General features: G+C 57.0%; 31 protein-coding genes and 1 pseudogene. 19 read left to right on the plus strand and 13 right to left on the minus strand.

Going from position 1 to position 24084, the window contains the following annotated elements; all coding sequences use genetic code 11:
* Positions 1-252: 252 nt before the first annotated feature.
* The 8 genes from A3OI_RS0112525 to merT all read right to left on the minus strand — a co-directional run bounded on the left by A3OI_RS0112525 (position 253) and on the right by merT (position 5281).
* Positions 253-453 (minus strand): hypothetical protein, encoded by a 201-nt coding sequence (locus A3OI_RS0112525; protein WP_018404614.1) that lies wholly within the window; start codon positions 451-453, stop codon positions 253-255.
* Between the two features lie 218 nt (positions 454-671).
* On the minus strand, positions 672-1646 hold the full coding sequence (locus A3OI_RS0112530) for an NHL repeat-containing protein (protein ID WP_018404615.1): 975 nt from the start codon (positions 1644-1646) through the stop codon (positions 672-674).
* 15 nt (positions 1647-1661) lie between these two features.
* Complete coding sequence (locus A3OI_RS0112535; protein ID WP_018404616.1) at positions 1662-2588, minus strand: transporter; 927 nt, start codon at positions 2586-2588, stop codon at positions 1662-1664.
* Positions 2578-2895 carry a heavy-metal-associated domain-containing protein gene (locus tag A3OI_RS0112540; protein ID WP_018404617.1) on the minus strand — a complete coding sequence of 106 codons (318 nt, stop codon included), beginning with the start codon at positions 2893-2895 and terminating at the stop codon, positions 2578-2580. The genes A3OI_RS0112535 and A3OI_RS0112540 overlap by 11 nt, the downstream gene beginning before the upstream one ends.
* Positions 2896-2969: 74 nt before the next feature.
* The gene (gene merA, locus A3OI_RS0112545; protein WP_018404618.1) at positions 2970-4373 is read right to left on the minus strand and encodes a mercury(II) reductase; all 1404 of its coding nucleotides are present in this window, start codon (positions 4371-4373) and stop codon (positions 2970-2972) included.
* Positions 4374-4378: 5 nt separating this feature from the next.
* Positions 4379-4618, minus strand: coding sequence for a mercury resistance system transport protein MerF (gene merF, locus A3OI_RS0112550; RefSeq protein WP_018404619.1), 240 nt, complete (start codon positions 4616-4618; stop codon positions 4379-4381).
* Between the two features lie 2 nt (positions 4619-4620).
* The gene (merP, locus tag A3OI_RS0112555) at positions 4621-4917 is read right to left on the minus strand and encodes a mercury resistance system periplasmic binding protein MerP (RefSeq protein ID WP_018404620.1); all 297 of its coding nucleotides are present in this window, start codon (positions 4915-4917) and stop codon (positions 4621-4623) included.
* A 13-nt stretch (positions 4918-4930) separates the two neighbouring features.
* Positions 4931-5281, minus strand: coding sequence for a mercuric ion transporter MerT (merT, locus tag A3OI_RS0112560; RefSeq protein WP_018404621.1), 351 nt, complete (start codon positions 5279-5281; stop codon positions 4931-4933).
* A 73-nt stretch (positions 5282-5354) separates the two neighbouring features.
* Here merT and A3OI_RS0112565 point away from each other — a divergent pair, with 73 nt between their 5' ends.
* The 3 genes from A3OI_RS0112565 (at position 5355) to A3OI_RS0112575 (ending at position 7378) form a co-directional block, all read left to right on the plus strand.
* On the plus strand, positions 5355-5789 hold the full coding sequence (locus A3OI_RS0112565; protein WP_026224180.1) for a MerR family transcriptional regulator: 435 nt from the start codon (positions 5355-5357) through the stop codon (positions 5787-5789).
* Positions 5790-6089: 300 nt separating this feature from the next.
* Entirely contained in the window at positions 6090-6710 is a 621-nt protein-coding gene (locus A3OI_RS20055; protein ID WP_018404623.1) for an MBL fold metallo-hydrolase, read from the plus strand.
* Between the two features lie 230 nt (positions 6711-6940).
* Positions 6941-7378, plus strand: coding sequence for a TIGR01244 family sulfur transferase (locus tag A3OI_RS0112575; protein ID WP_018404624.1), 438 nt, complete (start codon positions 6941-6943; stop codon positions 7376-7378).
* 87 nt (positions 7379-7465) lie between these two features.
* Here the strand turns inward: A3OI_RS0112575 and A3OI_RS0112580 are convergent, their stop codons facing one another.
* A complete protein-coding gene (locus tag A3OI_RS0112580; protein WP_018404625.1) occupies positions 7466-7648 on the minus strand; it encodes a hypothetical protein in 183 nt (60 codons plus the stop codon).
* A 278-nt stretch (positions 7649-7926) separates the two neighbouring features.
* Between A3OI_RS0112580 and A3OI_RS20060 the strand changes: the two genes are divergently transcribed.
* The 5 genes from A3OI_RS20060 (at position 7927) to A3OI_RS0112605 (ending at position 11270) form a co-directional block, all read left to right on the plus strand.
* A complete protein-coding gene (locus A3OI_RS20060) occupies positions 7927-8307 on the plus strand; it encodes an ArsR/SmtB family transcription factor (protein ID WP_018404626.1) in 381 nt (126 codons plus the stop codon).
* Complete coding sequence (locus A3OI_RS0112590; protein WP_018404627.1) at positions 8304-8768, plus strand: hypothetical protein; 465 nt, start codon at positions 8304-8306, stop codon at positions 8766-8768. Before A3OI_RS20060 ends, A3OI_RS0112590 begins: the two co-directional genes overlap by 4 nt.
* 151 nt (positions 8769-8919) lie before the next feature.
* A complete protein-coding gene (locus tag A3OI_RS0112595) occupies positions 8920-9318 on the plus strand; it encodes a heavy metal-responsive transcriptional regulator (RefSeq protein ID WP_018404628.1) in 399 nt (132 codons plus the stop codon).
* 130 nt (positions 9319-9448) lie between these two features.
* Positions 9449-9688 (plus strand): hypothetical protein, encoded by a 240-nt coding sequence (locus tag A3OI_RS0112600; RefSeq protein WP_018404629.1) that lies wholly within the window; start codon positions 9449-9451, stop codon positions 9686-9688.
* Between the two features lie 16 nt (positions 9689-9704).
* Complete coding sequence (locus A3OI_RS0112605) at positions 9705-11270, plus strand: multicopper oxidase family protein (protein ID WP_018404630.1); 1566 nt, start codon at positions 9705-9707, stop codon at positions 11268-11270.
* 462 nt (positions 11271-11732) lie between these two features.
* On the opposite strand, the gene A3OI_RS20065 is transcribed toward A3OI_RS0112605, so the two are convergent.
* From A3OI_RS20065 to A3OI_RS0112620, 3 genes are all read right to left on the minus strand, one after another.
* The gene (locus A3OI_RS20065; protein WP_018404631.1) at positions 11733-12329 is read right to left on the minus strand and encodes a hypothetical protein; all 597 of its coding nucleotides are present in this window, start codon (positions 12327-12329) and stop codon (positions 11733-11735) included.
* A gap of 219 nt (positions 12330-12548) precedes the next feature.
* Complete coding sequence (locus tag A3OI_RS0112615; RefSeq protein ID WP_018404632.1) at positions 12549-12854, minus strand: four-helix bundle copper-binding protein; 306 nt, start codon at positions 12852-12854, stop codon at positions 12549-12551.
* 314 nt (positions 12855-13168) lie between these two features.
* Complete coding sequence (locus A3OI_RS0112620) at positions 13169-13858, minus strand: DUF4396 domain-containing protein (RefSeq protein WP_018404633.1); 690 nt, start codon at positions 13856-13858, stop codon at positions 13169-13171.
* 372 nt (positions 13859-14230) lie between these two features.
* Between A3OI_RS0112620 and A3OI_RS0112625 the strand changes: the two genes are divergently transcribed.
* The 10 genes and pseudogenes from A3OI_RS0112625 (at position 14231) to A3OI_RS20075 (ending at position 22994) form a co-directional block, all read left to right on the plus strand.
* Positions 14231-14782 carry an MPN domain-containing protein gene (locus A3OI_RS0112625; protein WP_018404634.1) on the plus strand — a complete coding sequence of 184 codons (552 nt, stop codon included), beginning with the start codon at positions 14231-14233 and terminating at the stop codon, positions 14780-14782.
* Positions 14755-15993: a Glu/Leu/Phe/Val dehydrogenase dimerization domain-containing protein gene (locus A3OI_RS0112630; RefSeq protein WP_018404635.1), complete on the plus strand. Its 1239-nt coding sequence runs from the start codon at positions 14755-14757 to the stop codon at positions 15991-15993. Before A3OI_RS0112625 ends, A3OI_RS0112630 begins: the two co-directional genes overlap by 28 nt.
* Positions 15986-17416 (plus strand): class-II fumarase/aspartase family protein, encoded by a 1431-nt coding sequence (locus tag A3OI_RS0112635; RefSeq protein ID WP_018404636.1) that lies wholly within the window; start codon positions 15986-15988, stop codon positions 17414-17416. Before A3OI_RS0112630 ends, A3OI_RS0112635 begins: the two co-directional genes overlap by 8 nt.
* 4 nt (positions 17417-17420) lie before the next feature.
* On the plus strand, positions 17421-18422 hold the full coding sequence (locus A3OI_RS0112640; protein ID WP_018404637.1) for a PQQ-binding-like beta-propeller repeat protein: 1002 nt from the start codon (positions 17421-17423) through the stop codon (positions 18420-18422).
* The gene (locus A3OI_RS20070) at positions 18419-18907 is read left to right on the plus strand and encodes a Mov34/MPN/PAD-1 family protein (RefSeq protein ID WP_018404638.1); all 489 of its coding nucleotides are present in this window, start codon (positions 18419-18421) and stop codon (positions 18905-18907) included. The genes A3OI_RS0112640 and A3OI_RS20070 overlap by 4 nt, the downstream gene beginning before the upstream one ends.
* 28 nt (positions 18908-18935) lie before the next feature.
* Positions 18936-19196, plus strand: a pseudogene (locus A3OI_RS24460) (MoaD/ThiS family protein); the annotation flags it as partial.
* Positions 19182-20387: a molybdopterin-synthase adenylyltransferase MoeB gene (gene moeB / locus A3OI_RS0112650; RefSeq protein WP_407635525.1), complete on the plus strand. Its 1206-nt coding sequence runs from the start codon at positions 19182-19184 to the stop codon at positions 20385-20387. The pseudogene A3OI_RS24460 and the gene moeB, both read left to right, overlap by 15 nt.
* 42 nt (positions 20388-20429) lie before the next feature.
* Positions 20430-21089, plus strand: coding sequence for a class I SAM-dependent DNA methyltransferase (locus tag A3OI_RS0112655; RefSeq protein ID WP_018404640.1), 660 nt, complete (start codon positions 20430-20432; stop codon positions 21087-21089).
* A 69-nt stretch (positions 21090-21158) separates the two neighbouring features.
* Positions 21159-22325 carry an MFS transporter gene (locus tag A3OI_RS0112660; RefSeq protein WP_018404641.1) on the plus strand — a complete coding sequence of 389 codons (1167 nt, stop codon included), beginning with the start codon at positions 21159-21161 and terminating at the stop codon, positions 22323-22325.
* 165 nt (positions 22326-22490) lie between these two features.
* Entirely contained in the window at positions 22491-22994 is a 504-nt protein-coding gene (locus A3OI_RS20075) for a MerR family DNA-binding protein (RefSeq protein WP_018404642.1), read from the plus strand.
* 74 nt (positions 22995-23068) lie between these two features.
* Here the strand turns inward: A3OI_RS20075 and A3OI_RS0112670 are convergent, their stop codons facing one another.
* Complete coding sequence (locus tag A3OI_RS0112670; RefSeq protein ID WP_018404643.1) at positions 23069-23428, minus strand: hypothetical protein; 360 nt, start codon at positions 23426-23428, stop codon at positions 23069-23071.
* 124 nt (positions 23429-23552) lie between these two features.
* Here A3OI_RS0112670 and A3OI_RS0112675 point away from each other — a divergent pair.
* On the plus strand, positions 23553-24084 hold a 532-nt coding region (locus tag A3OI_RS0112675; protein ID WP_018404644.1), incomplete at its 3' end, for an IS1595 family transposase.

The following is a 24084-nucleotide window of genomic DNA, read 5'->3' on the forward strand; positions in this document are numbered from 1 at the left end:
GAAAGAAAACAATCGAACACTGTTAGAACAGGTGCTACTTGCACTGAAGGAGTTTGAGCCGCCGCCCATTTAACCCAATACCGAACAGGAATGACGGCTTATACAGGATAGGTCCGTCCAAAATGGCCAAATAGGCACTGAATATGCGCCGAGGAACGGTTTTTGACTAAACCTCTCTGCCATATCCGCTGTGCTGGCCAGCAATAAGACGTGAAAGAGGGACTCAGAGGCCCTTGAGGCGCTAGCGGGGCTCTATCTGGGGATTTGGGGATCATGATACTCAATCAGAGGGGTAAACAGATAGATCCAGAACCCGGCCATAAGGATGGCGGTCAGCCGCAAACGTCTGCCTCTGACCCAGTCGCTGACGCCACGGACCATGCAGAGACCGGTTACCTGGGCGGTGTAGCCAATCACCGCAGCAATGGCCAGTGCTATCACAACTGCAAACATGAGTACCCTCCGCCCGTATCCTGATGATCAGGACACGGAAACAGGGTAAATGTTACCAAAAGGGACTCTGTAACATCTGCCACAGACCAGTGTCAGTGTGGATGTACTGGCACTTCGGAAAACCTCACCAACAGTAAGGAACCGGCTATGAAACATTCGAAAGCTCTGCTGACCTTCATTCTGCTGTTTACCAATAGCCTTCTACCGCTCTTACCAGCCTACCTCACGGGTTCCCATTTCTCGACCTGGTTGTCGGCAAAGTTCACGGCCCACACGGTTCCGTCACTCTCAATGGCGACGGCCATTCCCGTATGGCCGGGGTTATCCGGTGCGCTGCCGAATGCGGTGAGATAGTCCCCTTGCGCCGTGAACTTCTGGATACGGTCGTTATAGAAGTCAGCCACAAAGACATTGCCTTCAGGGCCCATGGCAATGGATGTTGCGGCGGTGAACCAGCCTTTGAATGGCCCGTAGAGACCCAGGGCAAAGGGTCCACCCCACTTGCGCAGAAAGTCGCCTCCGGCATCGAAGACCTGGACACGATTACCATAACCATCTGCCACGTAGAGAGTTCCGTCATCGGCAAGAGCCACATCGGTGGGATAAGTGAATTCACCGGCGCCTTTTGCCGTCTCGCCGGTTGTTCCCCACTGCTTGACGAAGGAACCATCCGCCCTCAAGTGCTGCACGCGCTGATTGTAGAAGTCCGTTACGAACAGGTCGCCATTGTCGGCAACAGCCACACCTCCCGGGGCATTGAACTGCCCGGGGCCTTCACCGGGGCTACCGATTATTTCAAGGGGCTGGCCCGCCAGGCTGAACACCTGAATCCGGTCGTTCATGTACTCGGGAACGTAGAGCTTTTCGTCGTGGATGGTCAGGTTCATCGACCGCCCGAGCTCGCCGATGCCATCGCCGGTGGTACCGAATTCCCGTTTGAAACTTCCCTCGTGGTCAAAGACCTGGATTCGCCCGTTGCGTGCATCGGATACGAAGACTTCGGTGTCCGTTACGGCAATGCCGGTGGGGTCATTAAGCTGCCCCGGCCCGCTGCCTTTTTCACCCCAACTCTGAGCCAGAGAGTACGGCGGCTCCTGATTCCGGTTGATTGCCCCGCCTACCCAGGCGAGCAGGGCCAGTATGGCCGCGATACCGAGGACACTGTAACCAAGCCATTGACCGATTTTTTTCATGGTATCTCTCGAACTTTAAAAGTTGCGACGGAACCCAACACGCACAATGTAATCATCCTCGATGGCGTCACCATGGGGATCTTCCGCGACGGGCAGCTGTACCGTGCCTTCGACGATCCAGCGCCGGGTTACGTATTGCAACCCCGGCGCCAGCAGCCACTGAGTGCCGCCAGAATCGGCATCAGTACCGCTGCCCAACTCATCGCGCTCACGATGGACGAGATTGGATTCCAGCAGAGCGTAGACGAAGGCCGGCGTGCCGGAGACACCCTTCATACTTCGCGGCCAGATCCGGTATTGCAGCGAGGCGTCGAAGCGCGTCTCGTCGCCTCGTGCGAAACCGTCGTGACGCCCGTTTTCACGGTAAAGCAACTGCCCATCCAACTGGTACTGCAGGCTCTGATAAGTGGTTACCACACCACCGAAGCCGTCCCATGCGCCATCGCCGACTTGCAGCGGTCGTGGCAGCTCGCCAAAGCGATCGCTGTCGTTATGGTCGCCGGTGGGGGCGGTGAGGCCGAACACCGGTGCTACGCGGAAGGTGCTGCCGGTGAAATCTTTCTTGTAAAGCGTGTAGCGACCAAACAGCGACAGGTCGCCAAAGCCGCTGTTGTCACGCTCGATCCGGCCCATGGGCCGGATCGGCATAGTAACGTCCAGATCTTTATTGAAGAAGTAGGGGACCATGCCGAATACGGCGAGCTTTGAAGTGACGCCATAACCCAGTACGCTGCCCAAGGCCTGTACCGAGACTTCGCGATCCATGGGGCCGTCGTCGGAGCGCTCCCGCAATACAAGCTGCTCACGCCAGATACTTTGGCCCTGGGCCACCGGCAGGGCGGTATTGAAGGTGTTGGGTGCGGCTTGCGCCATGGTTCCGCCCATAAGCTGCAAACTGCCAACCAGCGCCATCAAGCTAGCTGGCCGACGGCTACTGTTCATTGCCATCACCTGTTTCGCCCTCGGCTTGCGAGTAGGATCTGAGCGTAAAACCCGCCTCATCAACTGCCTGACGCGCCCGCTCGTCGGTGAGTGTCTTGCCCTCTTGCAGGGCCACTCGCACCACGCTTTCGCCAACATCGACCTGCACGTCAGTGACACCCTCAATCTTGTTCAAGCGTTTTTCGATACCGTAGGCACAGAACGGGCAAGCCAGACCATCCACCCCCAGAACATAGTGATTATCGGCCGCCAGCACAGCCATGCTGAATATCAGAGCCGATAGCAGCAGGGTAAGTTTTTTGACCATGACAATGTCCTCGTTTGGGTCGTACCAGTCTAAAACCTTGCACCTGCTCCCAGGTCAAGGTGCATTCCCCTCTGTCAGGCGGCACAACAGGACAGCTTGCTGACATCTTTGGTAAAGGTCTGGGCACAGAGCTTCAGCCCCTCCACCATAGTGAGATAGGGAAACAGCTCGTCGCCGATCTCTTGCACGGTCATGCGCGCCCGCAATGTCATCACCGCCGTCTGGATCAATTCGCCCGCCTCGCCGGCGACCGCCTGGACCCCAAGCAACCGTCCTGAATCACGCTCGGCCACCATCTTAATAAAACCGCCAGTCTCGAAATTCACCAGCGCCCGTGGCACGTTTTCCAGATTGAGCGAACGGGTGTCCACTTTGAAGCCCCGCCTGATGGCCTCGGCTGCTGTCAGGCCGACAGTAGCCACCTGGGGATCGGTAAAGACCACCGCCGGCATGGCGCTGAGATCCAGCCGTGCATCGCCACCGGTCATATTCACCGCAGCCCGGCTGCCTCCGGCGGCTGCTACATAAACAAACTGGGGCTGGTTGGTACAGTCGCCAGCGGCGTAAATGCCCGGCACCCGAGTCTGGAGTTGCTCGTTCACGATGACGGCGCCGTGATCGGTCTCTACGTCGATCGCATCCAGGTTCAGCATCTCAGTGTTCGGGGTGCGACCCACCGCCACCAGAAGTCGATCGGCCCGCAGCTCCCCGGCATTCGAGGCGACAATGAACTCATCATTGGTATAGCTGACCTGGCTCGCCTGCGTGTCATTCAGGACGCTTATACGCTCAGCCTGGAACGCTGTTTGAATGGCTTCTCCAACAGCCGGGTCTTCACGAGATAATAGCCGGCTGCGCGCCAGAATCGTCACCTCGCTGCCCAGCCGGGCAAACGCCTGGGCCAGTTCCACCGCCACTACCGAAGCCCCTATGACAATCAGTCGATCCGGAAGGGTGTCACTGGCAAGCGCAGTGGTGGAGGTCCAGTACGGCGTATCGGACAGGCCCGGAATCGGGGGAATGGTTGGCCGCGCACCGGTACCAATGAACGCACGGTCAAAGCCGATCTCGTGTTCCTTGCCGTCAGCACCCTTGACCAGCAGCGTACGGGCATCCATAAAACGAGCCTCACCCTGCACGACAGTGATATCAAGGTTGTCTGCCAGGATCCCTTCATACTTGGCGTGCCGCAGTTCATCAACACGGGCCTGCTGTTGGGCCAGCAACAGGGGCCGGTCGATCATGGGTTCGGTCGCCGTGATGCCTTCATCAAATGGACTTTTGCGGCGCAAATAAGCGATGTGGGCTGCCCGGATCATGATTTTGGAGGGCACACAGCCAATGTTGACGCAGGTTCCGCCGATGGTGCCGCGCTCGATCAATGTCACTCTGGCACCGCGTTCAGTCGCCTTCAGGGCGGCGGCCATGGCACTACCGCCGCTGCCAATCACTGCAATGTGCACGTTGTTGTCACTCATAAACGTTACTCCTTAGTCGATGGGCTATCGCAGCAGGCGTCGTGTTTCCTCTTGCGCCATACGGCATAGCAGGTCAGGCCAATAAAAAAGGCGAGCGCGGGCAACAGCACGTAGTCGAGATAACCGGTCAGCGCAGCCAGGCCTACCGTCCCAAGCAAAATTACCAATATCGGCGTAAAGCAGCAAAGCGCAACCAGCACGGTGCCAATAACACTCACCCGCAACAGGGTTTTGGGGTTGTGCATGGTTACTCCTGTGTCGCCCGGCTTTGTTTCAGCGTGGACGGATAGCCTGCGTTAGTCGTGGCTTGAGTCAGTGCCTCAACGGAGGTTTTCGCATCGTCGAAGGTGACCGTAGCATCACGTTCTTCATAACGGACATCGACAGCGCTCACTCCCTCGACCCGGTTGATAGCAACTTTGACGGTGATTGGGCAGGCCGAGCAGGTCATGCCGGGAACCGACAAGGTGACCGTTTGTTGCGCCGCCAGGGCGGGCACACTGAATAGCAGGAACAACGCAGTGGCGATCAGTGATTTTTTCATGGTGTATTGCCTCTCAGTAAAATAAGGGTAAGACAAAGGGGAACGCCAACGCGGTTAGAATGAGCAGCGCGACGATCCAGAAAACGACCTTATAAGCCGTGCGCACTTGCGGTATGGCGCAGACCTCGCCTGGCTGGCAGGCCTCCGCAGGCCGGTATATCTGACGCCAGGCAAAGACCATCGCCACCAGCGCAGCACCGATGAACCATGGACGGTAGGGTTCCAGGGCGGCCAGGTTGCCGATCCAGGCGCCGGAAATGCCCAACGTGATTAACACCAGGGGACCGAGGCAGCAGGCGGATGCCAGAATGGCTGCGACGCCCCCTGCAAACAGAGAACCGCGACCGGATTTGGACTCTGACATTACAGTGGCTCCTTTCATGGCATGGGTGACTGCGATAAGGTTACTCCCGTAGTCAGCTACGGAATCAAGCCCTATGTCTAAAAAACAATGCTCAATGACCATCGGTGTACTGGCCAAGGCCGCCGGTATGGGGGTGGAAACCATCCGCTATTACCTGCGCAGGGGTTTGATGGCAGAACCTGAAAAGCCCTATGGCAGCATTCGTCATTACGACGAACAGGCCCTCGCGCGCCTTCATTTCATCCGCACCGCCCAATGGCTGGGATTCAGTCTGGATGAAATTGGAGGATTGTTGACGCTGCAGGACGGAACCCATTGCGACGAAGCACGGGTATTGGGAGAGCAGAAGTTAACCAGTGTGCGGCAGAAAATTTCAAGCCTGCAGCGCATCGAGCGTGCGCTGGACGGGTTAGTGCAGGAATGCTGCGCGCAGCGTGGGAATGTTGAATGCCCGTTAATTACATCGCTCCAGGATGGACTTGAAAACACTCGTCTTTTACCGGATTAAAAAGCAATACAGCCCTTGCAAGCGCGTATACGGAACTGGCATCACCAACCAAAAGCCAGTGCCATATGGCTGACGAATCGACCTCAAATGGAATTCTGCCGCAAAGTCGGCAAGTCCGTAGCTAATACGTTGAGCGACGCTTCATGTGTCAGTTGATGCGTCGTAGCACTCACATCGCTCTGCGAGCGGTTCGGGCTAGACATCATATTGCACTCCTTTGAAGGTTGACAGTTACCTTGACTGTTATTACCTTTAGTTACGTGCTTATATCGCTTTGTATCTTGCGCAAGGTTGAATTTTATGTTGTTCCGCCAGTTCTTCGACAAAACATCCAGCACCTATACCTATCTCATTGCGTCCGGCCGGGGTCGGGAAGCAATGATCATCGACCCCGTAAAAGAGTCTACGGCGGCCTATCTTGGATTAATTGACCAACTTGACCTCAAGCTTGTCCGGGCGATCGATACCCACACTCATGCTGACCACGTCACTGCCCTTGGCGATCTGCGTGACGCCACCAAATGCGTCACCATTATGGGTGAATTTACCAACGCGGAATGCGTATCGGAGCATGTATCGGAAGGTGATCGAATTGATATTGACGGCATACGGTTGGAAGCCCTATACACCCCGGGCCACACTGATGAATCCTTTAGTTTTTACTGGAATCAGGGCGACCAGCAGGCGGTATTTACCGGCGATGTGTTATTGATTCGCGGTAGTGGCCGGACTGATTTTCAGGGCGGCGATCCGCGCAAGAGCTACGATTCTATTGTCAACAAGCTGTTCCGCTTACCTGACGATACGTTGGTGTATCCGGCGCATGACTACAAAGGAATGCTGAGCTCCTCCATCTACGAGGAGAAGCATTACAACCCACGCCTGGCAGGCAAATCGGAAGCCGAGTACCCCAGATTATGAATAATCTGAATTTGCCCGATCCCAAACTGATGGATGTTGCAGTGCCTGTGAATCTGGCATGCGGAAAGCAACAGTGACGCTTGTAAGCATGGATTGTTGCCCAATGACTCAGCATTCGGCATTGATTGCTAAGTCCGGCTTCGGTCATATCCCGGCGATAATGATCGATGGCTAATTCTTATATCCCCCTTTTACCGTGGCTTACCACACAAAATTAAAGGAAATATTCTATGGATATCAAACAACTTGACGATCACTTTAGTGTAACGGCGCAACCTGGTATTGACGATATTGAACAACTGGCAAACGCGGGCTTTCGCACGATTATTGCCGGCCGACCTCGAAATGAAACGGACGACCAGCCTGATACCGAAACCCTGAAAAACAAGGCAGAGTCGCTGGGGATGACGTGGCACGAAATTCCAGTCGAACCGGGAAAGTACGCCCCCGAGGATATCGAAGCTTTTGCCAGCGCTTTGCAATCATCCACGGACCCGGTTCTCGGCTATTGTCGCACCGGTAAACGCGCCATCCACTTGTGGGCCTATGCCAAGGCGGCTCACTATCCAGTCACGGACCTACTCAGCAAAGCCAGCGCAGCCGGCTATGATCTGGAACCACTGCGGGACGATCTTGAGACATATCGGAACCGGATGGGTCAGAAGTGATCGCGAGATCGTCCGGTTAAAACCGGCCTCGAAATGTCTTGGTACCATCCGTTTTGCGTTGCGCACAAAGAATCTGAAATGCAAAAATCAATTAACAACAGAGCAAGTCGTCGGTTCGTGGGAGCCGGTATCGCCAATGCTGCCGAAACGGCGGATGCCAAAGTTGTTTTCCAGGTTAGCAGCGGTAATTCGGCAACCCAGAATCTGGTACTGAATAATGCCAGCAACCTGCAGAAAGAACTGGACATCCAACACGTCACAATTGAGCATCCTCTCTTCACTACGCATCCATACCTATAAGCGGCTTTTCAGTGCACAGGTCATCGCTCTGGCGCTTTTTGATACCGGATGCAGACCCAGATAAGCCCTGATAAAGAAAGACACCCTCGCTTAAAAGCGACCTGAACTTCCAGCATCCGCTCATGTGTACTCAGATCAGAGCAATAGATGACGTTGCTCTCAATATTTCAACATTCGTTGAAATATTGAAATCTAAGAGGTAGTGTCGAGGTCTTGCTGGCAACCAAAGACGAGACAGAAACAAACCCATGACCGATAGACGCCCCATGAAATTTGATAACCATGCTGCGAGTGAAGTGCTGAACGCACTCGCACACCCAACGCGACTTGCGGTATTTCGCGAATTGATGGCTTATGGGCCAGATGGTGCTGCAGCCGGAACATTGGGGCGGGCCGTGGATCTGGCACCCAATGCGCTGAGCTTTCATCTGAATCGGCTTAAGCAGGCCGGTATGGTGTCGACGCAGCGTGCCGGCCAACATACCTTTTACCGCGCTGATCTACCTGTGATGCAGGCGCTTGTCGCGTTCCTGGATAGCACCTGCTGCCGAGAGGTAGTGGGGGGCTGCGGAGATCAGTGCCCACCCCAGCCACAAACCATAGCAAACAAGGAGCACAACGAATTATGACAACCCACAAAACACCTATAGCCACCAAACGGGTCGGAAAAGCCATTTCCGCCGGCTTGATCACCAGTGTGGTTACCGCCGCCGTCATGGCCGTGGCCTTGAAAACCGGACTGTCTCCACTGCCTCAGCCACTAGGCTTGGCGTTCGCGCAGTGGGTCGTCGGTCAGCCGCTGCCGCTACCCGTAGGGCTGCTGTTTCATACCGCCTATGTCACCGGATTGTCGACGCTGTTCATCCTGTTAGCACCACGCTACCTTCGATTCCTGCCAATTCTGGGGTTCGGCCTTTTGCTGTGGCTGGTTGCCGTTAGCGTGTTCACGCCATTGGTTGGCTGGGGCTTTGCCGCTACCGGAGTGGCCGGCGTCAAGGGTGTTCCGGCAACCTTGATACCCCACCTGCTGTTCAGCCTGGTGTTGTGGTTAAGTTGCCTCGGACTCTTCCGTACGGGGAAAACTGGATAGACGCGGGTCGGAAAATATTAGAGCTTTATGCGGCACGCACGCCTTGAAATAAATGCTTGACCTGGAGGGAGCTCCAGGTCGTATTGTGCTTTCATCTGGTTGAGGGTCCGCTCAACAGCCAGCGGTTACGACAACTGTTCGGAGACCCCCCATGTCCGAAATAAGCATCAGCGAAGCCGCCCGGCGTACCAGCCTGTCGGTCGATACGCTGCGCTATTATGAAAAGATAAAACTGATGCCGCGTATTGCCCGCGACCCTGGCGGCCGCCGGCGTTATGACGAGCGCGATCTCTCGCAGCTACGCTTCATTCAGCGCGCCCAACGCTGTAATTTCTCACTGACGGAAATTGGCGAATTATTGAAACTCCGACGCGCAGGAGAGGCGCCTCGGCCGCAAGTACAGCAACTCACCGAGCAGAAGTTGAAAGAAATCAAAATCCGCCTCGAGGACCTCGGACGGCTGCAGCACGAGTTGGAACTGCTACTGAACCTATGCCGCGGCACGAAGAAGGGTTGTCCAATTATAGAACGCCTGAATTCGACCGAGTGACAGGATTACCTATTCGTCATTGATGGCAGTGAATGAAGTGTTGACCTGATTACCAACCTGCTTATCGACCATTGAGCTACTCATAAGTTTAGTCAAGCAGAGTTACATATCCCCTCTCGAGGTCTCAGCCATGGAAAAACTCAAACGATATACCGCACTCATACTGCTCGCTTTTTATTCTGTTTCCGCTTTTTCCGACACATCGTCCGGCCCGGGTCGTATGGGCGAGTCGGGAATGATGGATGGTGGTATGATGGGCGGCGGCATGATGATTGTCTGTATGCTTGGCGGTCTGTTGATTTTGACTTTGCTGGTGCTCGGAATTCTGGCGCTTGTCCGATTCTTGTCGCGCAGAAAATCGCAAGCCTAAGCAGGGACCTGTCACGATGCGCGATTTTATTCCGGCACGACGAACCTTTTTAAAATCGGTAGGCGGCGCGGCGACCTTTGCGCTGCTGCCAGCACCGCTGTTGCTCAGTGGCTGTCAGCAAGGCACCGCCAAAACCGATGCGGAAGAATCAGGCCTGGATGAGGGCCCTTTCGACGTAGAATTGACATTGTTTGCTCGCCCCGACGTCACGCCCATCCTCCCCGGCGCTGCCAGTGAAGTCTGGCGTTACACGGCCAAACTGATCAAGGGGCCGGACGATACGCTGATTCACTCAGACGACAGCTATGTTGGTCCACTGATACGGTTGCGCCGCGGCCAGCGCGTCAGGGTCCATATTGAAAACCATCTTCCTGAAGCCACTACCGTGCACTGGCATGGGTTGCACTTGCCACCGGAGGTCGATGGTCAGCCACGCTTTCCAATCCAGCCGGGCGCCACTAGGACCGTCGGCTTTTTGGTGGATGATCGTGCCGGGCTCTACTGGTACCACCCTCACCCGCACGGGGATGACGGTGGACGCGTTGGTTTTCAATCCTATGCCGGACTTGCAGGCCCCCTTATTATTGAAGATGACCATGAGCGCGAACTTGATTTGCCAAACGGCAATCAGGAACTGGTCATGGTGCTGCAGGACCGCAACTTCGCCGGCGAGAATGAATTGACATACCTGAGTGACGGCATGGGGTCGATGATGACCCGGATGCAGGGATTCAAAGGCGATTACCTGTTAGTGAATGGCAAACCGGCAGCGGTGAAAAAGGTTTCAGCAACGGCTTATCGCTTGCGCATACTGAACGGTTCCAATGCGCGCATCTACAAACTGGCATGGAGCGACGGTCGTCCCGTTACCGTTATTGGCACCGGCGGTGGACTGCTGGAAACGCCGGAAGAACGCCCCTACGTCGCGTTGGCACCCGCCCAGCGCGTTGACCTGTGGGTCAGTTTCGAGGGTGACCCCAAAGGCGCCGAGATTCAGTTGATCAATGAACCGCACCGTGCGGGTGACATGATGGACGACGGCATGATGATGGGCGGTATGATGGGAGACTCTGATAACACGTCGGACAAACCCACGCCATTGCTGACACTGGCTGTCGTGCGCCCACTACTGGGACGGCTGAGCAGTGATCTGGATAGCTTGCCCCAGCCAGATAACACCACGAAAATCCGGCATTTCAGGCTCAGCATGAAAATGATGCGCGGCTTCGCAATCAATGACCGGCAGTTTGAGGGTGCGACGGTCGCCGATGATGAAGTCGTTTCATTGGGCGCGACCGAGATATGGGAATTCTTTAACGACACCATGATGCCCCACCCGATGCATGTACATGGATTGCAATTTATGGTGGTTAGCCGACGAAACGCCAACGCTCGGTCCGCTCGGCAACTCAAAGCAGGAATCGTAGACTCGGGATTGCACGATACCGTGCTGGTATTGCCTGGTGAGCGGGTCCGGATTGCTCTGACCTTCAAGGATTTCAAAGGACTGTATCTGTACCACTGCCACAACATGGAACACGAGGACAAAGGAATGATGCGCTACTATGAGGTACGAAAATAATAAAGAACGTGAGAGTCCGGCTGAGCCCGCTGTTGTTCGAGGGCATCGCACACGCCGGTCAGCTTGAGTTGGCGCAGGGGATCTAGGGTAAGGTCGCGGCTGATAGCATCCACAACAAGCGCTCCCGCTCGTTATGGTCGAGTGTGTGCGGTACGGCGCCACGTGCACAATTCCGCCGCAGATTTCAAAGCCCCTCTGAAAATCGCCTTAATACCGACTGACTTCTAGCCACCCGCGATCGCGCCTAGCAAGATCGGCATTGCACGCGCAAGTCGAACGCCAAGCGCGTTGCCGCGCCGGTGTCGGCGGCGACATCAAGCAGGACAAGTGGCCTGGAAATGGCTCGATCGGGTTAATCAGCGACGCCGACTTATGCCTATTGGCAGCCTGTTATGGCTCGAGGCCGAAGATCGGGGCTATCGCCGCACGATGGGGCATCAGTCGATGTCAATCCTTATTCGATTAGATCTCGCTTAAATCCCCGATCACTGCCAGCGGAATCATGATATGGGCATACGGTGTGCCGGACCACATAACCCAGGGGCCAGCCTCGTCTGAATCGGTTGGCAGCCCTTCCAGATCCTTGGTATCGGGTACCACCACCATAATATGAGGCGGGCGCGGGTCTGATTGCCACACGCCTTTGTCCTGCGGCCCATTGGCGAGCGGATTGGTATCGCTACCTGGTTTGCCGCCTTGCAACATATACCCAAAGCCGACCCGGCCGGTATGGGGTTCGATCTTTTGCATGTAAGCCTTCATAAAGCCTTGATAGGATTGATCAAGGCATCTGGGGCTGTTTCCCGGTTCGGCAGCATGGTCCGGAAAACACACCCAACCGTTGTCGCCCTTGCGTAATACCCTGCCATCCATTGTTTTTACGGTGGCGTGTTTGGCGACATCGGAGGGCGCCGCACTCAGTGCGTTCTTGATCAAGTCTGAGTCAGGGGCCGATAAGTCTGGGGAGGGCGATGCAGATCCGTGATTGGTATTCGAGCTGGCACAACCCGCCAACAATAAGGCGGTTGCCGACATGGCCAAAAAATAACGTGTACGCATGGTTTTCTCTCCATTTAGGGAATGAGTCATATCAGATCCTTGAGTCCCTGACGTATAAGCAGGCTCACCACAGGGTAACCCGTCGCGAAGCCAAGAATTGAACTGCTTTAGAAATCTCTAAGTCTGGCTCGGGCGGCTGTGTTTAACCCCCTGTGGGTAGACGCGCCTCTTTAAAAGTGCCGACAGGGCGAGACTGGCCCTGCCGGCGGTCCGGCGGTTTTACACCGCGGCCCGGCAAGCCTCTGCACAGCGGCGGCAGGCGTCGGCGCAATCCTGGCACGCCTGTGCTTCGTGCCTGGCGCAGGCTTCGCAGATTTCGGCGCACAGCTGACACCACTGGGCGGCATGGGCTGAACCTCGCGCCATGGCACGAACACAGCCCAGGCAGGCGTCCGAGCACTCCAAGCACAACTTCAGGCAGGCCTGCATGCCCTCTTGTCCGGCGCAGCAATCTACGCAACGTTCGCAGTCTCGTAGGCAGGCCAGGGCCGACTCGATACATTGCTCTTGGTTATTTTCGTTCATCAGATTCTCCTTGGGTTGAGAGCAATGCGATGCGATCCGGTATGAATGGCATTTCCCTTCGCGATAATCCACGCTTGTCTGCGTCACGAAAGGTACGGCACCAAAATCATACATTCTGGAGTCAGCTCCAGGTCAAGGCCTGATTCACGCGAAGTAGATATTTCGTTAGGGCCGTGCTTTTGATTCGTTCGGCATCTCGGATGCGAAACAACCAGATCGAACCCAGAACAAGGATTAATTCAACCCCCGCACGGTTCGCAATGAAACTCGTGACAGCCGGTCCGTCTGGATTGATCCCGGACCGGGCCTAAATCCTATCGCGACTCTGCGGGTTCCGTGACACCACGTCCGAGCAGCCAGCGCACCATCGGATAGGCGGTCATAAAGCCCAGCAGCAGCCCGCCCCACATGACGAACCAGAACGCGATGGTGGTGGGCGGGTAGCCCAGCACAAAAGCCACGATCAGCATCGCGGCGCCCATGCCGGTATCGAAGGCGACGATCGCCAGCACGGATATCTTCAGCGCCACCCGCAGCCGCAACCCGGCCGAACGGATCTGGCCCGCTTGGGTCAGTGACCGGTATTCGAAGGCAATCAGCAGCGGCAGCGCAAATACGGCAATCAACAGAATCATCGGCCACACGCCTTTGCCGGCGATCGTCACGCCGGTACCCACCACGATCGGCACGGCAATCAGGTGGCCAATGAACGAAGCCGCACCGCCGGGGATCGTCTCAATGGCAGCGGTTTCTCCCAGACCCACTTGTGCAGGCGCGCCGTGTTGCTGCTGCCATTGAGGGGTGGCCGGACGCCCCCATCGGTAATAAGCCCAAAGCGCCAGCGGACCGGCATAGATGGCCGTAATCGGCCACACTGCCTCCCAGCTTTTCATGGATTGCCGGTAGCCACCGAGATAGATGTCGGCAAGGATCACACCTGCGCACAGCAGGCCGATGCCGGTCACCGACCAGGCAAGTATTATCAGCCATAATGGTATTGTCATAACGATCTCCTTGTGAACATGCGTATTCTGAAAACGGGTTGATTGATCCGGAAAAGCGCAGAGTTGTCTTCCACTTCGGTTCGATGTATTGGCCACCCCAGTGATCGGGATGGTCTCTGATTAGCGCAATCAGTGACGCAGAACCGGGACCAGCCTAGATCCTGGGGTTGAGTCCAGGTCAAGGGGCGATAGCTATTGAATCAAAAACTCCCCCTGCTCCCCCTCCTGAGAACCCGGCTTTTATCAAACTCCTTATTCCCAGGAGACTCCAGGTTGCGGCGACAACTCATAAACAAGATACCCTTCTCCCTTGAACTTCCAGTGACTGGAGATTGTAAGGTGTAAGTTCATTCGAAGCGGGAGTGTCACAGGATGGAGCATCTAAGGCAGGCGCAGCGCATCGTGCTGCCGCCGCAAGCCCGGCGAAGCCTGATTAATCACTGCGAACGCAAACTCGCCAGGCAGTTTCTTGCATCAGAACCATCGGAACCCAAGGCCTACGGGGTGATCGCAGGTGTGGTTGACGGTGACTCGCTTATTGTGAGGCAGGTCTTTCCGCTGTATGCCAACCACCGCTACTCGCCGCAATACAAAGCGTTTGCGGACGCAACCATTGAGCAACACGGGGTGCCTTCGGAAACCGCATTCTCAAAACGCGGATGGGTCGCAGATCCCACTGAGCTCCATCAAATTTACAAGCAGTGTCACCACGACAACATGATGCTGTTTGGTAACTATCACATGCACCGGGTGTCCTGGGAGCAGGATCCGCTGAGAGATTCCTGCACCCGGCTGGACACCGAGCTGGCAAAGGACAGCGGCATGTGGACGTTTATCGTATCGATGGTAGAGCCATCCCAGCCCCGCATTCGGGCCTTCTTTGAGGGAGACAATACATGCGAAGCTCCCGTGATGAGCCGCTGATGCGCCCCGCGATAGCCGCGCGGCCAAAGGTGATGCCGGTCAGACCAGCACTGCTGTTGACCTATACGGACGCACTCGAAGGTTTCAGGGGTTACCTTGCGATTGACTCTCTGGATTCCCCTCTGGTTGCAGGCGGCTTTCGTGTGCAGCCGGGTTTGACGGCCGACCGTATCGCGTCCCTGGCACGCACCATGACGCTGAAACAGCAGATAGCCGGGCTTAACGTCGGCGGGGCCAAAAGTGGTATCGACTACGATCCGGCAGCAACCGGAAAGCGGGCCGCGGTCATGCGTTTCATGACAGCGATTCGTCCCTATCTGGCCAGTCTCTACTCAATGGGACCGGACCTGAATACGCGGTATTCAGAACTGGATGAGGCCGCCAGAACGGTGGGGTTGACCTCGATAAAGGGTGCCATCGCGCCGGCTCAGGGTCTGACGACGGTCGACCTGGAACACCGACTGGCGGTACTCGACGAGTTGGTGGCGGGCAATACCCTGGGTCAGCAGCGCGCCGGACATGGTGTTGCCGCCGCGGTAACCGCCACGCTCGACATCTTGGGGAGCCAGGCGAAAGATGCCTCCATAGCCGTTCACGGATTTGGCGCACTGGGCGGGGCTGCTGCCTGCCGACTCGCTCAACAGGGCGCCCGGATAACCGGTCTTGCCGACCAGGGCGGTGCTGTACTTCAGCCTTCAGGATTCAGCGCCGACGCGCTATTTGCAAGTATGAAAGGCGCCCGCCTGCCAGCGGGGCCAATCATGCACATGGGGCGCCCCGACAGGCTCTTTGACGAAGTGGCTGATGTGCTTGTGCTGGCGGCCAAAGAAGATTCCCTGACCCCGATGCAAGCCGAACGGGTACGTTGTCGCGCCGTGATTTGCGGGGCAAACCTTGCGCTATCTGTGCCGGTCGAAACCATTCTTCACCGCCGGGGCATTGTCGTCGTGCCCGATTTCATTGCCGGTTGCGGTGGTTCCCTCGCCATGGACAGTCTGTTCGGACCCACAACTGTGCCAAGCGCCAGCTCGGTGTTGCGCCATATCGACCAACGGATGCGCGCCATTGTCGAGGTCACCTTGAAACGAGCGCGCCAGACCGGGGCGATGCCACGAGACATTGCCCTGGCACAGTGTGCGGCATTCAAAGCGGACCTACTGGAAGCCCCGTACGGACATCACATTTCACTGACGGACACACACCATGCCTGAGCGTCACCTCCTACATGAACTCGGCCAATCGTTACAGGGTCACATTACTGACTCCTATTTTTTTGGCCACGCCTACACCACGGATATGGCCCGGGGTGTATTCGATGACCGGCACCGCATGCAACGGTGGCTGGACATCGAAGCCACTCTTGCCCTGGCTCAGGCTGAACTCGGCATTATTCCCAGTTGGGCCGCTGAGGAGATCGCCGCCAAGGCGCAACTTGAGAACCTTGATCTCCAGGCCGTGCAACAGGGTATCCGCGACATTGGGCATTCATTCGTGCCGCTGCTGAGGGAATTCCAACGTGCGTGCGATCAGGGAGCGGGCGAATTCCTGCACTATGGTGCAACCACCCAGGACATTCAGGACACCGGCCAGGTCCTGGAAATGCGTGACGCCGCCGACCTCATCCTGGCTGACCTTGATGACATTCTGGACACGCTGCTTGGCTTGTGTGAGCAATACCGCAATCAGCCCATGATAGGGCGCACTCACTCGCAACCCGCACTGCCTATGACGCTGGGCGTGAAGATAGCAGGCTGGATTGATGAGTTGGCCCGTGACCGCCAGCGGCTGACCCGAAGCCGGGACAGTATTGCTGTAGCGCAACTGTTCGGCGGCGTGGGTACCATGGATGTGTGGGGTGAAGACGGCATTCTGCTACTGGAGAAGTTTGCCAAAAGACTCGGACTCAAGGCGCCAGCCGTATCCTGGCACACCGCACGGGATCGCATTGCGGAGTTTATCGCGTGTCTGGCGATCAATACCGCGACACTGGCACGCATTGCCGACGAGATTCGAACACTCGCCCGGCCTGAATTGAATGAACTGCAACTGTCATTCCGGCACGGCCAGGTCGGAAGCAGCACTATGCCCCATAAGCGCAACCCGGAGAAGTGTCAGCAAGTGGTGGTGCTTGCCAAGCTGGTCAAGGCGCAGGCGACTCTGGGTTTTGAGGCCATGTTGCCGGAACACGAGCGGGATTCCCGCGCCCTTCGTCTGGAGTGGGTGGCGGTAACCGACGCTTGCCTCTACGCCTGCGGCGCCTCAGGCCTCATGAAACAAATTCTCCCTGGCGTTCAGGTCAATGCTGAACGAATGCAGAAAAATCTTGATGAGGTGGCGCCCTTCCTGGGCTCTGAAGCGCTGATGATTATCCTGGGGCGCCATATTGGCAAGCAAACGGCGCATCAGAAAGTCTACGACATTTGTCAGTCTGCCATTGACCAGGGGCAACCGTTGATCGACAAGGTGCTTGCTGACCCGGTCGTTACAAAATACGTCAGCGAACAGGCTATCCGGGAGGGCATGAACCCACTCAAACATATTGGTTCATCCGCGGTATTGATCGATCGCGTGCTGGAGCCCGTCAAGCGGATGCGCAACCGGGCGGACAACACTCGACCAACTGGTAAGGAGTAGATCGATGATCACGTTATGTAACGGCGCCCGAACACTGCTCGTCGTTTGGGTTTTGCTGCTGTCGGCCAGTCTATCGGCAGACCCAAAGGTTATCCCGGCGAACACGCTTTATACCCCGGTATTCGGGGCCAATCAGGCTGTTTTTCTCAATGCGGACGGGCCTTACACCCTTCCTGTGGGCCAGCGTACCCACGATGTCGTTTTGGGGCCGAATCTGGATCTGCTCTATTCCGCGCAAATGAAACCCATGGATGACAACGCGCTGGAGGTGATTTCCCTGTCATCCGGCGAGGTCGTCGCTCGCATTCCCATGGGCAAAATGGCGATGCACCTGGAATTCGGGCCCGACAACCGGACGCTATATGTGGCGGCTGGCAAACAGATTGCTCTGGTTGATACCGCTGAGCGCAAGGTTCTCAGGCGTTATCCGGCAGAGCAGGCGGTCGCGGTCAGCGTAGGCGCCAATAATGCCTTCCTGTCCGATTTTGCCGGACAGCAGATTGCAGTGATCAATACCGGAAACCACGAGCTTGAGGCACCCATCAAACTCGATCGGCGCCCCCTCCACAGCGCGTTGTCGCCCGACGGCCAATATATCTATGTCGCTGCGCTCGGCAGCAACTGGTTCAGCCATTACATTCTGCGGGACAACGGCCTTGTGGTTGTTGATCTGAAGACTCGCGAGGAGGCGGCCTTCGTGCCCATGGGAATCGATGCTGTTGATGTGGCGGTTGCACCCAACGGCCGCGTGTATGCTACCAATACGGAGAATGATCGGGTCGTTGCAATCCAACCCGGGACCTGGGAAACCCTCTGGACAAGCTCGGTGCCCCAGGCGCGGAGTATTGCCGTCAACCCGGTTGATGGCGGTGTGTATATCGCGGTTAAAGGTCAGAACAGGATCCATGTTCTCGACCCGGAAGACGGCTCAGAGCGCAAAGTGTTTGAGGTGCCCGGTGAGGCCCAGCGCCTTCGCTTTACCCCCCGGCGGGTAGACATACCGTGAGCGATACGCCAACCGGGCCTGATACGCCGCCGATTTCACCGGGTCTGATCCTGAACCTGCCCTTCGAGGTGGTTGATGCGCTGGAATGGGCCGCCATCGGCGCTTATCCGGAGGAGTGTTGCGGGCTGCTGCTGGGGCACGTGCCCGCTCATTCTGGGGCCAACAGTCACGCGGTCTCGGTCGTCAAGGCACAGCCGGTTGCGAACAGTGCGGCTCCGGATGAGCGTCGCTATCGCTACACCATGCATCCTCGGCAATGGCTTGCTGCCGAGCGGGAGGGCCAGGTCACCGGACTCGATATCGTTGGGGTGTTTCATTCGCACCCGGACGGTGCGGCGGCGCCATCGGGCACCGATCTTGAGCTGGCACTTCCCAGTTTGGCTTATCTGATTATGGCGACTGACGGCAAGTGTTTAACGGGGCTTTGTGGCTGGTATCTCGCCACGGCTGGTCGCCGATTTTTGAAGGCCAGGGTAACGACGTGAACGAAAAAAGAGTCAGGAGATCTTCATTATGACCGTCAGAATTTTAATACCGACACCTTTACGCCCTTACTGCGGGCAAGAGTCGACCATTGAGGTCTCGGGTGCCTCGGTAGGACGTTGTCTGTCAGCGCTGCTAGCGCAACACCCGGAGCTCAAACCCTATCTATTCGACGATCAGGGCGAATTGCGCAAATTCATCAATCTGTACCTTAACGATCGGGACATTCGTGATCAGAACGGCCTTGAGACGGCGACGGAAGACGGTGCCGAGCTGATGATCGTGCCCGGCCTCGCAGGCGGTGCTTCGGGGCTGTCTGCACCCTCGTCCACAGAACCCGGAAGCGTTGAGTTGAGTGTGGAAGAATCGCTTCGCTATGGGCGACACCTGATGATGCCGGAGGTGACCATTGATGGCCAAAAACGATTGAAGGCCGCCAAAGTCCTGATCATCGGTGCCGGCGGCCTGGGGTCTCCGCTCGGTTTTTACCTTGCCGCCGCCGGTGTTGGCCGCCTCGGTATTGTGGATGATGACGTGGTGGAGGTGTCGAACCTGCACCGGCAAATCCTGTTTACCAATAACGATGTTGGGCGCCCGAAGGCGGAGGTCGCCAGGGAACGTCTGAAGGCGCTGAATCCCGACATCGAGGTAAACGCCTACCCCCTGAGGCTGACATCGGAAAACGCCGGGGAGCTGATTGGTGACTACGACATTGTGGTTGACGGTACGGACAATTTTGCCACCCGCTACCTGGTCAATGATGCCTGCGTACTGGCGAACAAGCCCAACGTCTACGGCAGTATCGCCCGGTTTGAGGGGCAGGTGTCGGTGTTTTGGGCTGAACATGGGCCCTGCTATCGATGCCTGTACCCGGAACCACCTCCCCCGGGGCTGATTCCTTCCTGTGCGGAAGGCGGCGTACTCGGTGTGCTGCCGGGCGTGATCGGCGTCCTGCAGGCGGTGGAAACCATCAAGCTGATCCTCAGCGCCGGCCAGTCGCTGGTCGGACACATTTTGCTGTTCGACGCCATGACCATGGACTGGAAAAAGCTGCACACCCGCAAAGACCCGCACTGTGCGCTTTGCGGCGAACAAGCGTCAATAACGGTCCTTCAGGATTACGAGGCTTTTTGCGGCGCCGGTATCGGCCCTGACGCAGACCCGGTGCCGCAAATCTCGGTGGAGGCGCTCAAGGCTAAGCTCGACCGTGGTGAGAAGGTATCGATATTGGATGTCCGTGATCCCCATGAGTACAGGATCTCGCAGTTGCCGGCCGCGACGCTGATCCCGCTCGGCGAGTTGGAGCGGCGGATCGGCGAACTGGACCCATCCGGCGAGCTGGTGGTCCACTGCAAATCCGGTGTGCGCTCCGCCGATGCGGTTCGGCTTCTCAACCGGCATGGCTTTGACAAGGCTGTTAGCCTGCAGGGAGGCATTAGTGCCTGGGCGGAAAAGATAGACCCACAGATGCTGAGGTATTAAGGCGTCGAATAGCCAATGCCATACACTCGACAAGGCCATGATATGCATTCAACGGACACAACCCGGCAACGATTCGATCAACTTGCCCAAACCTGGGATCAGAAGCCCAGCCGCGTGGCGCTCGCCCGTAGTGTGGCGACCACGATCACCGAACTTGTGCCGCTGACTGATCAAATGGATGCCATGGAATACGGCTGTGGCACGGGACTTGTGACGTTGTTTCTGGCGTCCCTGCTGCGAGAGGTAGATGCCGTCGATAGCTCGGGGGAAATGCTGGTCCGCTTGCGGGAGAAAATCGCTGAGCAGGGCGTCAAAAACATTCATCCCCTGCCATTGGATCTGGAACATCACGGCTGGGACCGTCAGATCTTGTTGTCCGGAACCGGCTATGACCTGGTGTTGACCAGCATGACCCTTCATCACATCACGGATCCGGCCGACCTGATTCAGCATTTTTTCAGCCTCATCAGGCCGGGGGGGTATCTCACCATTGCCGATCTCGACCGTGAAGATGGCAGTTTTCACGGCGACACGCCCGACGTGCGACACCATGGCTTTGAGCGCGACCACCTCAAAGCCCTGATGGCGACCGCCGGATTCGAGGACGTCCGTGCCGTTACCGCCCACACCATTCGCCGGTCGAGAGATGATGGCACAGAGGCTCGGTATCCGGTTTTTGTCGCCTGCGGCCGCAAAGTGTGACGGACCAGAATACGCAATGAACGGTCACAATCAATCAGTCACAAACAGCCTGACGCCAGAGTGCAAACGATGCCTTTGACAGCAGAGTGTCGTAGCGTTGTTATTCTGTCGGTCTGTCAGGCACTGTTTAAGATCTCAACGATTACCGTGGTGATGCTGGGCGGTCTGGTGGGGGCCGCCCTATCGGGCAGCTTGTCCCTCGCAACGTTGCCCATTGCTGCCTCGATAATGGGCACGGCTGGGGCCACCCTGCCTGCCTCATTCCTGATGAAATGGTTCGGTCGTCGCAACGGGTTTGTACTCGGCGCGCTGTTAGGGGCAGGCGGTGGTGGCCTGAGCGTATACGCCATTGAGCTGGAGAGCTTTTGGCTATTTTGCGCTGGTAATGCCGTAATTGGCATGTACCACGCGTTCGCCCAGTACTATCGTTTTGCCGCCGTTGATGTTGTGAGTTCCGGCTTTCGACACCAGGCGATCTCGCTGGTTTTGGGGGGAGGACTGGTAGCGGCCCTGGTTGGCCCTGGGCTGGCGGTTTCGGGCATGAGCCTGTTCGGGTCGGAAAGTTACATTGGGGCCTACCTGGCGCTGATCGTGCTGAATCTGTTGACTCTGTCTTTGTTATACGGAATACGCTTCCCCGTCCCGACCCTCATCACACAAGGTTCATTAACCCGCCCCATAAAGGCCATTGCCAGGCAGTCAAATTTCCTGGTCGCGGTTATCTGTGGCATCACCGCGTATAGCGTTATGAACGCTACCATGGTTGCGCTGCCGCTGGTGATGACGAGTCAGGGCAATGCTGCAGATGACACAGCGCTTGTCATGCGATGGCACATGGTTGCCATGTTTGCGCCGTCCTTCGTGACCGGGGCATTGATGTCCCGTTTTGGCGTGCCTCGGGTGATGCTGGCAGGCACCGCGCTGATGGCCGGTGGCGCCAGCTTTGTCATCTCGGGTACGGTTCTCACGGATTTCGTCCTGGCGTTGGCGCTGATGGGCATCGGCTGGAACTTTCTTTACGTTGGCGCAACCGGGCTGTTGACCGAGAGTCATACTCCGGAAGAAAAAGCCAAGGTGCAGGGCTGCAATGAACTACTGGTGTTCGCCAGTACCGCGCTGTCTGCAATGGCTGTTGGCCCGCTGCTCCAATACCTGGACTGGGAAACCCTCGGGTACCTGATGCTAGTGGCGCTATTAATGGCCTTCTTGGCCCTGACCTGGTTTATCAAGAAATAAAAGGACCACACCGATCCGTCGACAGGAACGATCAGCGGCAGGCAATACGGCGTGATTAATGCCTGACCTGGACCCGACTCTATCCTGTAGTTATGAGCCCCTGGTAGTTTGGAAGACCCCTATTGCTGTTATTACCTGGGTCATGAACGTTGAGAGGAGTGAGCTATGAGTGAGCACCGGATTGGCGAGGCTGCTCGTCTGAGTGGTGTTACTGTACGCACCATTCGCTATTACGAACACATCGGCCTTATTCCCACCGCACCCCGACACGACAGCCTTGCCCACACTGGAGGCAACAGGGTATTCCTGCAAGGTGACATTGGCCGACTTAAATTCATACAGCGGGCGCGGGCACTGGAACTCAGCCTCGAGGAGATCAAGTCCCTGCTCGGCGCCCTTAATGGTGGCCGCTGCCCCAGTGGTGAAGCGGAATATCACCAGATTCTCGCAGGACGCCTTGCGGACATTGATCAACGTATCGCTGAACTCCAGGAGCTGAGAAAGAGCATAGCGGAGCTGACATTTGAGCAGTCGCAGAGCGCCTCAAATGCCTGTGAAATTGCAAGCTGTCGTTGCATGGAAACTAAGCCGGCCCTGCCAAAGCCCGTAACACCGGCAAAACCTGAGAAATCGCGTTGCGCCTGTGCTGGCTGTCGCGGACGCAAGTAACAGGTTGCTGCCAAACTTGCGAGGTCGGTCAAATTAAAAGGCGCCACCCCTTCAGGCGGCGCCTTTGCCGCCGGTTAACGGGGTTGTTGGCCAGTTGGAACCAGCATTACCCGATCATAGTTATCAAAGAACGAGGCAAACGCTAAAGCTTCCGGTACCGCACCGCCGGGATTAGCTTTTACCGTCATGATCTTATTCGACGTCTTGCCGTTGGAGGCGCAGACATCGAACTTCTGGCCAGCGGCCAGACCGCGCAGCGTGATATCAATTTCCTCCAGTCCGTCCACGGTACGGATATTGGCCAACCCACTCGCTTTACCGTCGATGCCCTGAATTTTGATGGGCAGGTTCTCTACACGCATATCCAGACCCTGCCGCACCAGGTTAAGTGTACCGGTGCTGCCTTCGGGCACTGCATTAGCGACATAAATCAATGCCTGTGGATCCTGTCCAACATGCAGAGTTTCCTGATTAGCAATGATCGTCAGCCCAGCTTTCCTTTATGGCGGCGAGCGCTATACTGTACATACGTATAGCTTCCAGATGGAGAATGACGCCATGGCCATGAACCCCATCCAGTTCCAGCCCGGCCTGTCGATGCCCGAGTTTTTCGAGCGTTATGGGACCGAAGCGCAGTGTGCGGCGGCGTTAGAGCAGACGCGCTGGCCGAACGGCTTTCGCTGCCCGCACTGCGAGGGCACGGCCTATTCTCGGGTGCGTCGGCGGCACCATACGCTGTACCAGTGCTGCGCCTGTCGCCACCAGACCTCGCTGATCGCCGGTACCCTGATGCAGGGCACCAAGCTGCCGTTGGCCACCTGGTTCCTGGCGATCCACCTCATCAGCCAGGCCAAGACCGGGCTGTCGTCGCTGGCCCTCAAGCGTGACCTCGGGGTGAGCTACCCGACGGCCTGGCTCATCCACCACAAGGTGATGGAGGCGATGGTGGAGCGCGAGGCGCGCTACGTCCTCGACGGTCAAGTGCAAATCGACGATGCCTACCTGGGCGGCGAGCGCAGCGGCGGCAAGGCCGGACGCGGATCGGAGAACAAGGTACCGTTCGTGGCCGCCGTCTCGCTCAACGAGGCGG

The organism is Marinobacter gelidimuriae (assembly GCF_000372805.1).
Taxonomy (GTDB): domain Bacteria; phylum Pseudomonadota; class Gammaproteobacteria; order Pseudomonadales; family Oleiphilaceae; genus Marinobacter; species Marinobacter gelidimuriae.

Excerpts from the sequence above, each read along its gene's own strand:
- A3OI_RS20055 (WP_018404623.1), top strand. The coding sequence starts at position 6,090 with ATGTTGTTCCGCCAGTTCTTCGACAAAACATCCAGCACCTATACCTAT.
- A3OI_RS0112640 (WP_018404637.1), top strand. The coding sequence starts at position 17,421 with ATGATCACGTTATGTAACGGCGCCCGAACACTGCTCGTCGTTTGGGTT.
- merF (WP_018404619.1), bottom strand. The coding sequence starts at position 4,618 with ATGCACAACCCCAAAACCCTGTTGCGGGTGAGTGTTATTGGCACCGTG.
- A3OI_RS0112635 (WP_018404636.1), top strand. The coding sequence starts at position 15,986 with ATGCCTGAGCGTCACCTCCTACATGAACTCGGCCAATCGTTACAGGGT.
- A3OI_RS0112655 (WP_018404640.1), top strand. The coding sequence starts at position 20,430 with ATGCATTCAACGGACACAACCCGGCAACGATTCGATCAACTTGCCCAA.
- merA (WP_018404618.1), bottom strand. The coding sequence starts at position 4,373 with ATGAGTGACAACAACGTGCACATTGCAGTGATTGGCAGCGGCGGTAGT.
- A3OI_RS0112625 (WP_018404634.1), top strand. The coding sequence starts at position 14,231 with ATGGAGCATCTAAGGCAGGCGCAGCGCATCGTGCTGCCGCCGCAAGCC.
- A3OI_RS0112575 (WP_018404624.1), top strand. The coding sequence starts at position 6,941 with ATGGATATCAAACAACTTGACGATCACTTTAGTGTAACGGCGCAACCT.
- A3OI_RS0112540 (WP_018404617.1), bottom strand. The coding sequence starts at position 2,895 with ATGGTCAAAAAACTTACCCTGCTGCTATCGGCTCTGATATTCAGCATG.
- A3OI_RS0112605 (WP_018404630.1), top strand. The coding sequence starts at position 9,705 with ATGCGCGATTTTATTCCGGCACGACGAACCTTTTTAAAATCGGTAGGC.
- A3OI_RS0112600 (WP_018404629.1), top strand. The coding sequence starts at position 9,449 with ATGGAAAAACTCAAACGATATACCGCACTCATACTGCTCGCTTTTTAT.
- A3OI_RS0112530 (WP_018404615.1), bottom strand. The coding sequence starts at position 1,646 with ATGAAAAAAATCGGTCAATGGCTTGGTTACAGTGTCCTCGGTATCGCG.
- A3OI_RS20075 (WP_018404642.1), top strand. The coding sequence starts at position 22,491 with ATGAGTGAGCACCGGATTGGCGAGGCTGCTCGTCTGAGTGGTGTTACT.
- A3OI_RS20065 (WP_018404631.1), bottom strand. The coding sequence starts at position 12,329 with ATGCGTACACGTTATTTTTTGGCCATGTCGGCAACCGCCTTATTGTTG.
- A3OI_RS0112620 (WP_018404633.1), bottom strand. The coding sequence starts at position 13,858 with ATGACAATACCATTATGGCTGATAATACTTGCCTGGTCGGTGACCGGC.
- A3OI_RS0112590 (WP_018404627.1), top strand. The coding sequence starts at position 8,304 with ATGACAACCCACAAAACACCTATAGCCACCAAACGGGTCGGAAAAGCC.
- A3OI_RS0112630 (WP_018404635.1), top strand. The coding sequence starts at position 14,755 with ATGCGAAGCTCCCGTGATGAGCCGCTGATGCGCCCCGCGATAGCCGCG.
- A3OI_RS0112525 (WP_018404614.1), bottom strand. The coding sequence starts at position 453 with ATGTTTGCAGTTGTGATAGCACTGGCCATTGCTGCGGTGATTGGCTAC.
- A3OI_RS0112660 (WP_018404641.1), top strand. The coding sequence starts at position 21,159 with ATGCCTTTGACAGCAGAGTGTCGTAGCGTTGTTATTCTGTCGGTCTGT.
- merT (WP_018404621.1), bottom strand. The coding sequence starts at position 5,281 with ATGTCAGAGTCCAAATCCGGTCGCGGTTCTCTGTTTGCAGGGGGCGTC.
- A3OI_RS0112580 (WP_018404625.1), bottom strand. The coding sequence starts at position 7,648 with ATGCTCAATTGTGACGTGTTGGATGTCCAGTTCTTTCTGCAGGTTGCT.
- A3OI_RS0112565 (WP_026224180.1), top strand. The coding sequence starts at position 5,355 with ATGTCTAAAAAACAATGCTCAATGACCATCGGTGTACTGGCCAAGGCC.
- A3OI_RS0112535 (WP_018404616.1), bottom strand. The coding sequence starts at position 2,588 with ATGAACAGTAGCCGTCGGCCAGCTAGCTTGATGGCGCTGGTTGGCAGT.
- moeB (WP_407635525.1), top strand. The coding sequence starts at position 19,182 with ATGATCGTGCCCGGCCTCGCAGGCGGTGCTTCGGGGCTGTCTGCACCC.
- A3OI_RS20060 (WP_018404626.1), top strand. The coding sequence starts at position 7,927 with ATGACCGATAGACGCCCCATGAAATTTGATAACCATGCTGCGAGTGAA.
- merP (WP_018404620.1), bottom strand. The coding sequence starts at position 4,917 with ATGAAAAAATCACTGATCGCCACTGCGTTGTTCCTGCTATTCAGTGTG.
- A3OI_RS0112615 (WP_018404632.1), bottom strand. The coding sequence starts at position 12,854 with ATGAACGAAAATAACCAAGAGCAATGTATCGAGTCGGCCCTGGCCTGC.
- A3OI_RS0112595 (WP_018404628.1), top strand. The coding sequence starts at position 8,920 with ATGTCCGAAATAAGCATCAGCGAAGCCGCCCGGCGTACCAGCCTGTCG.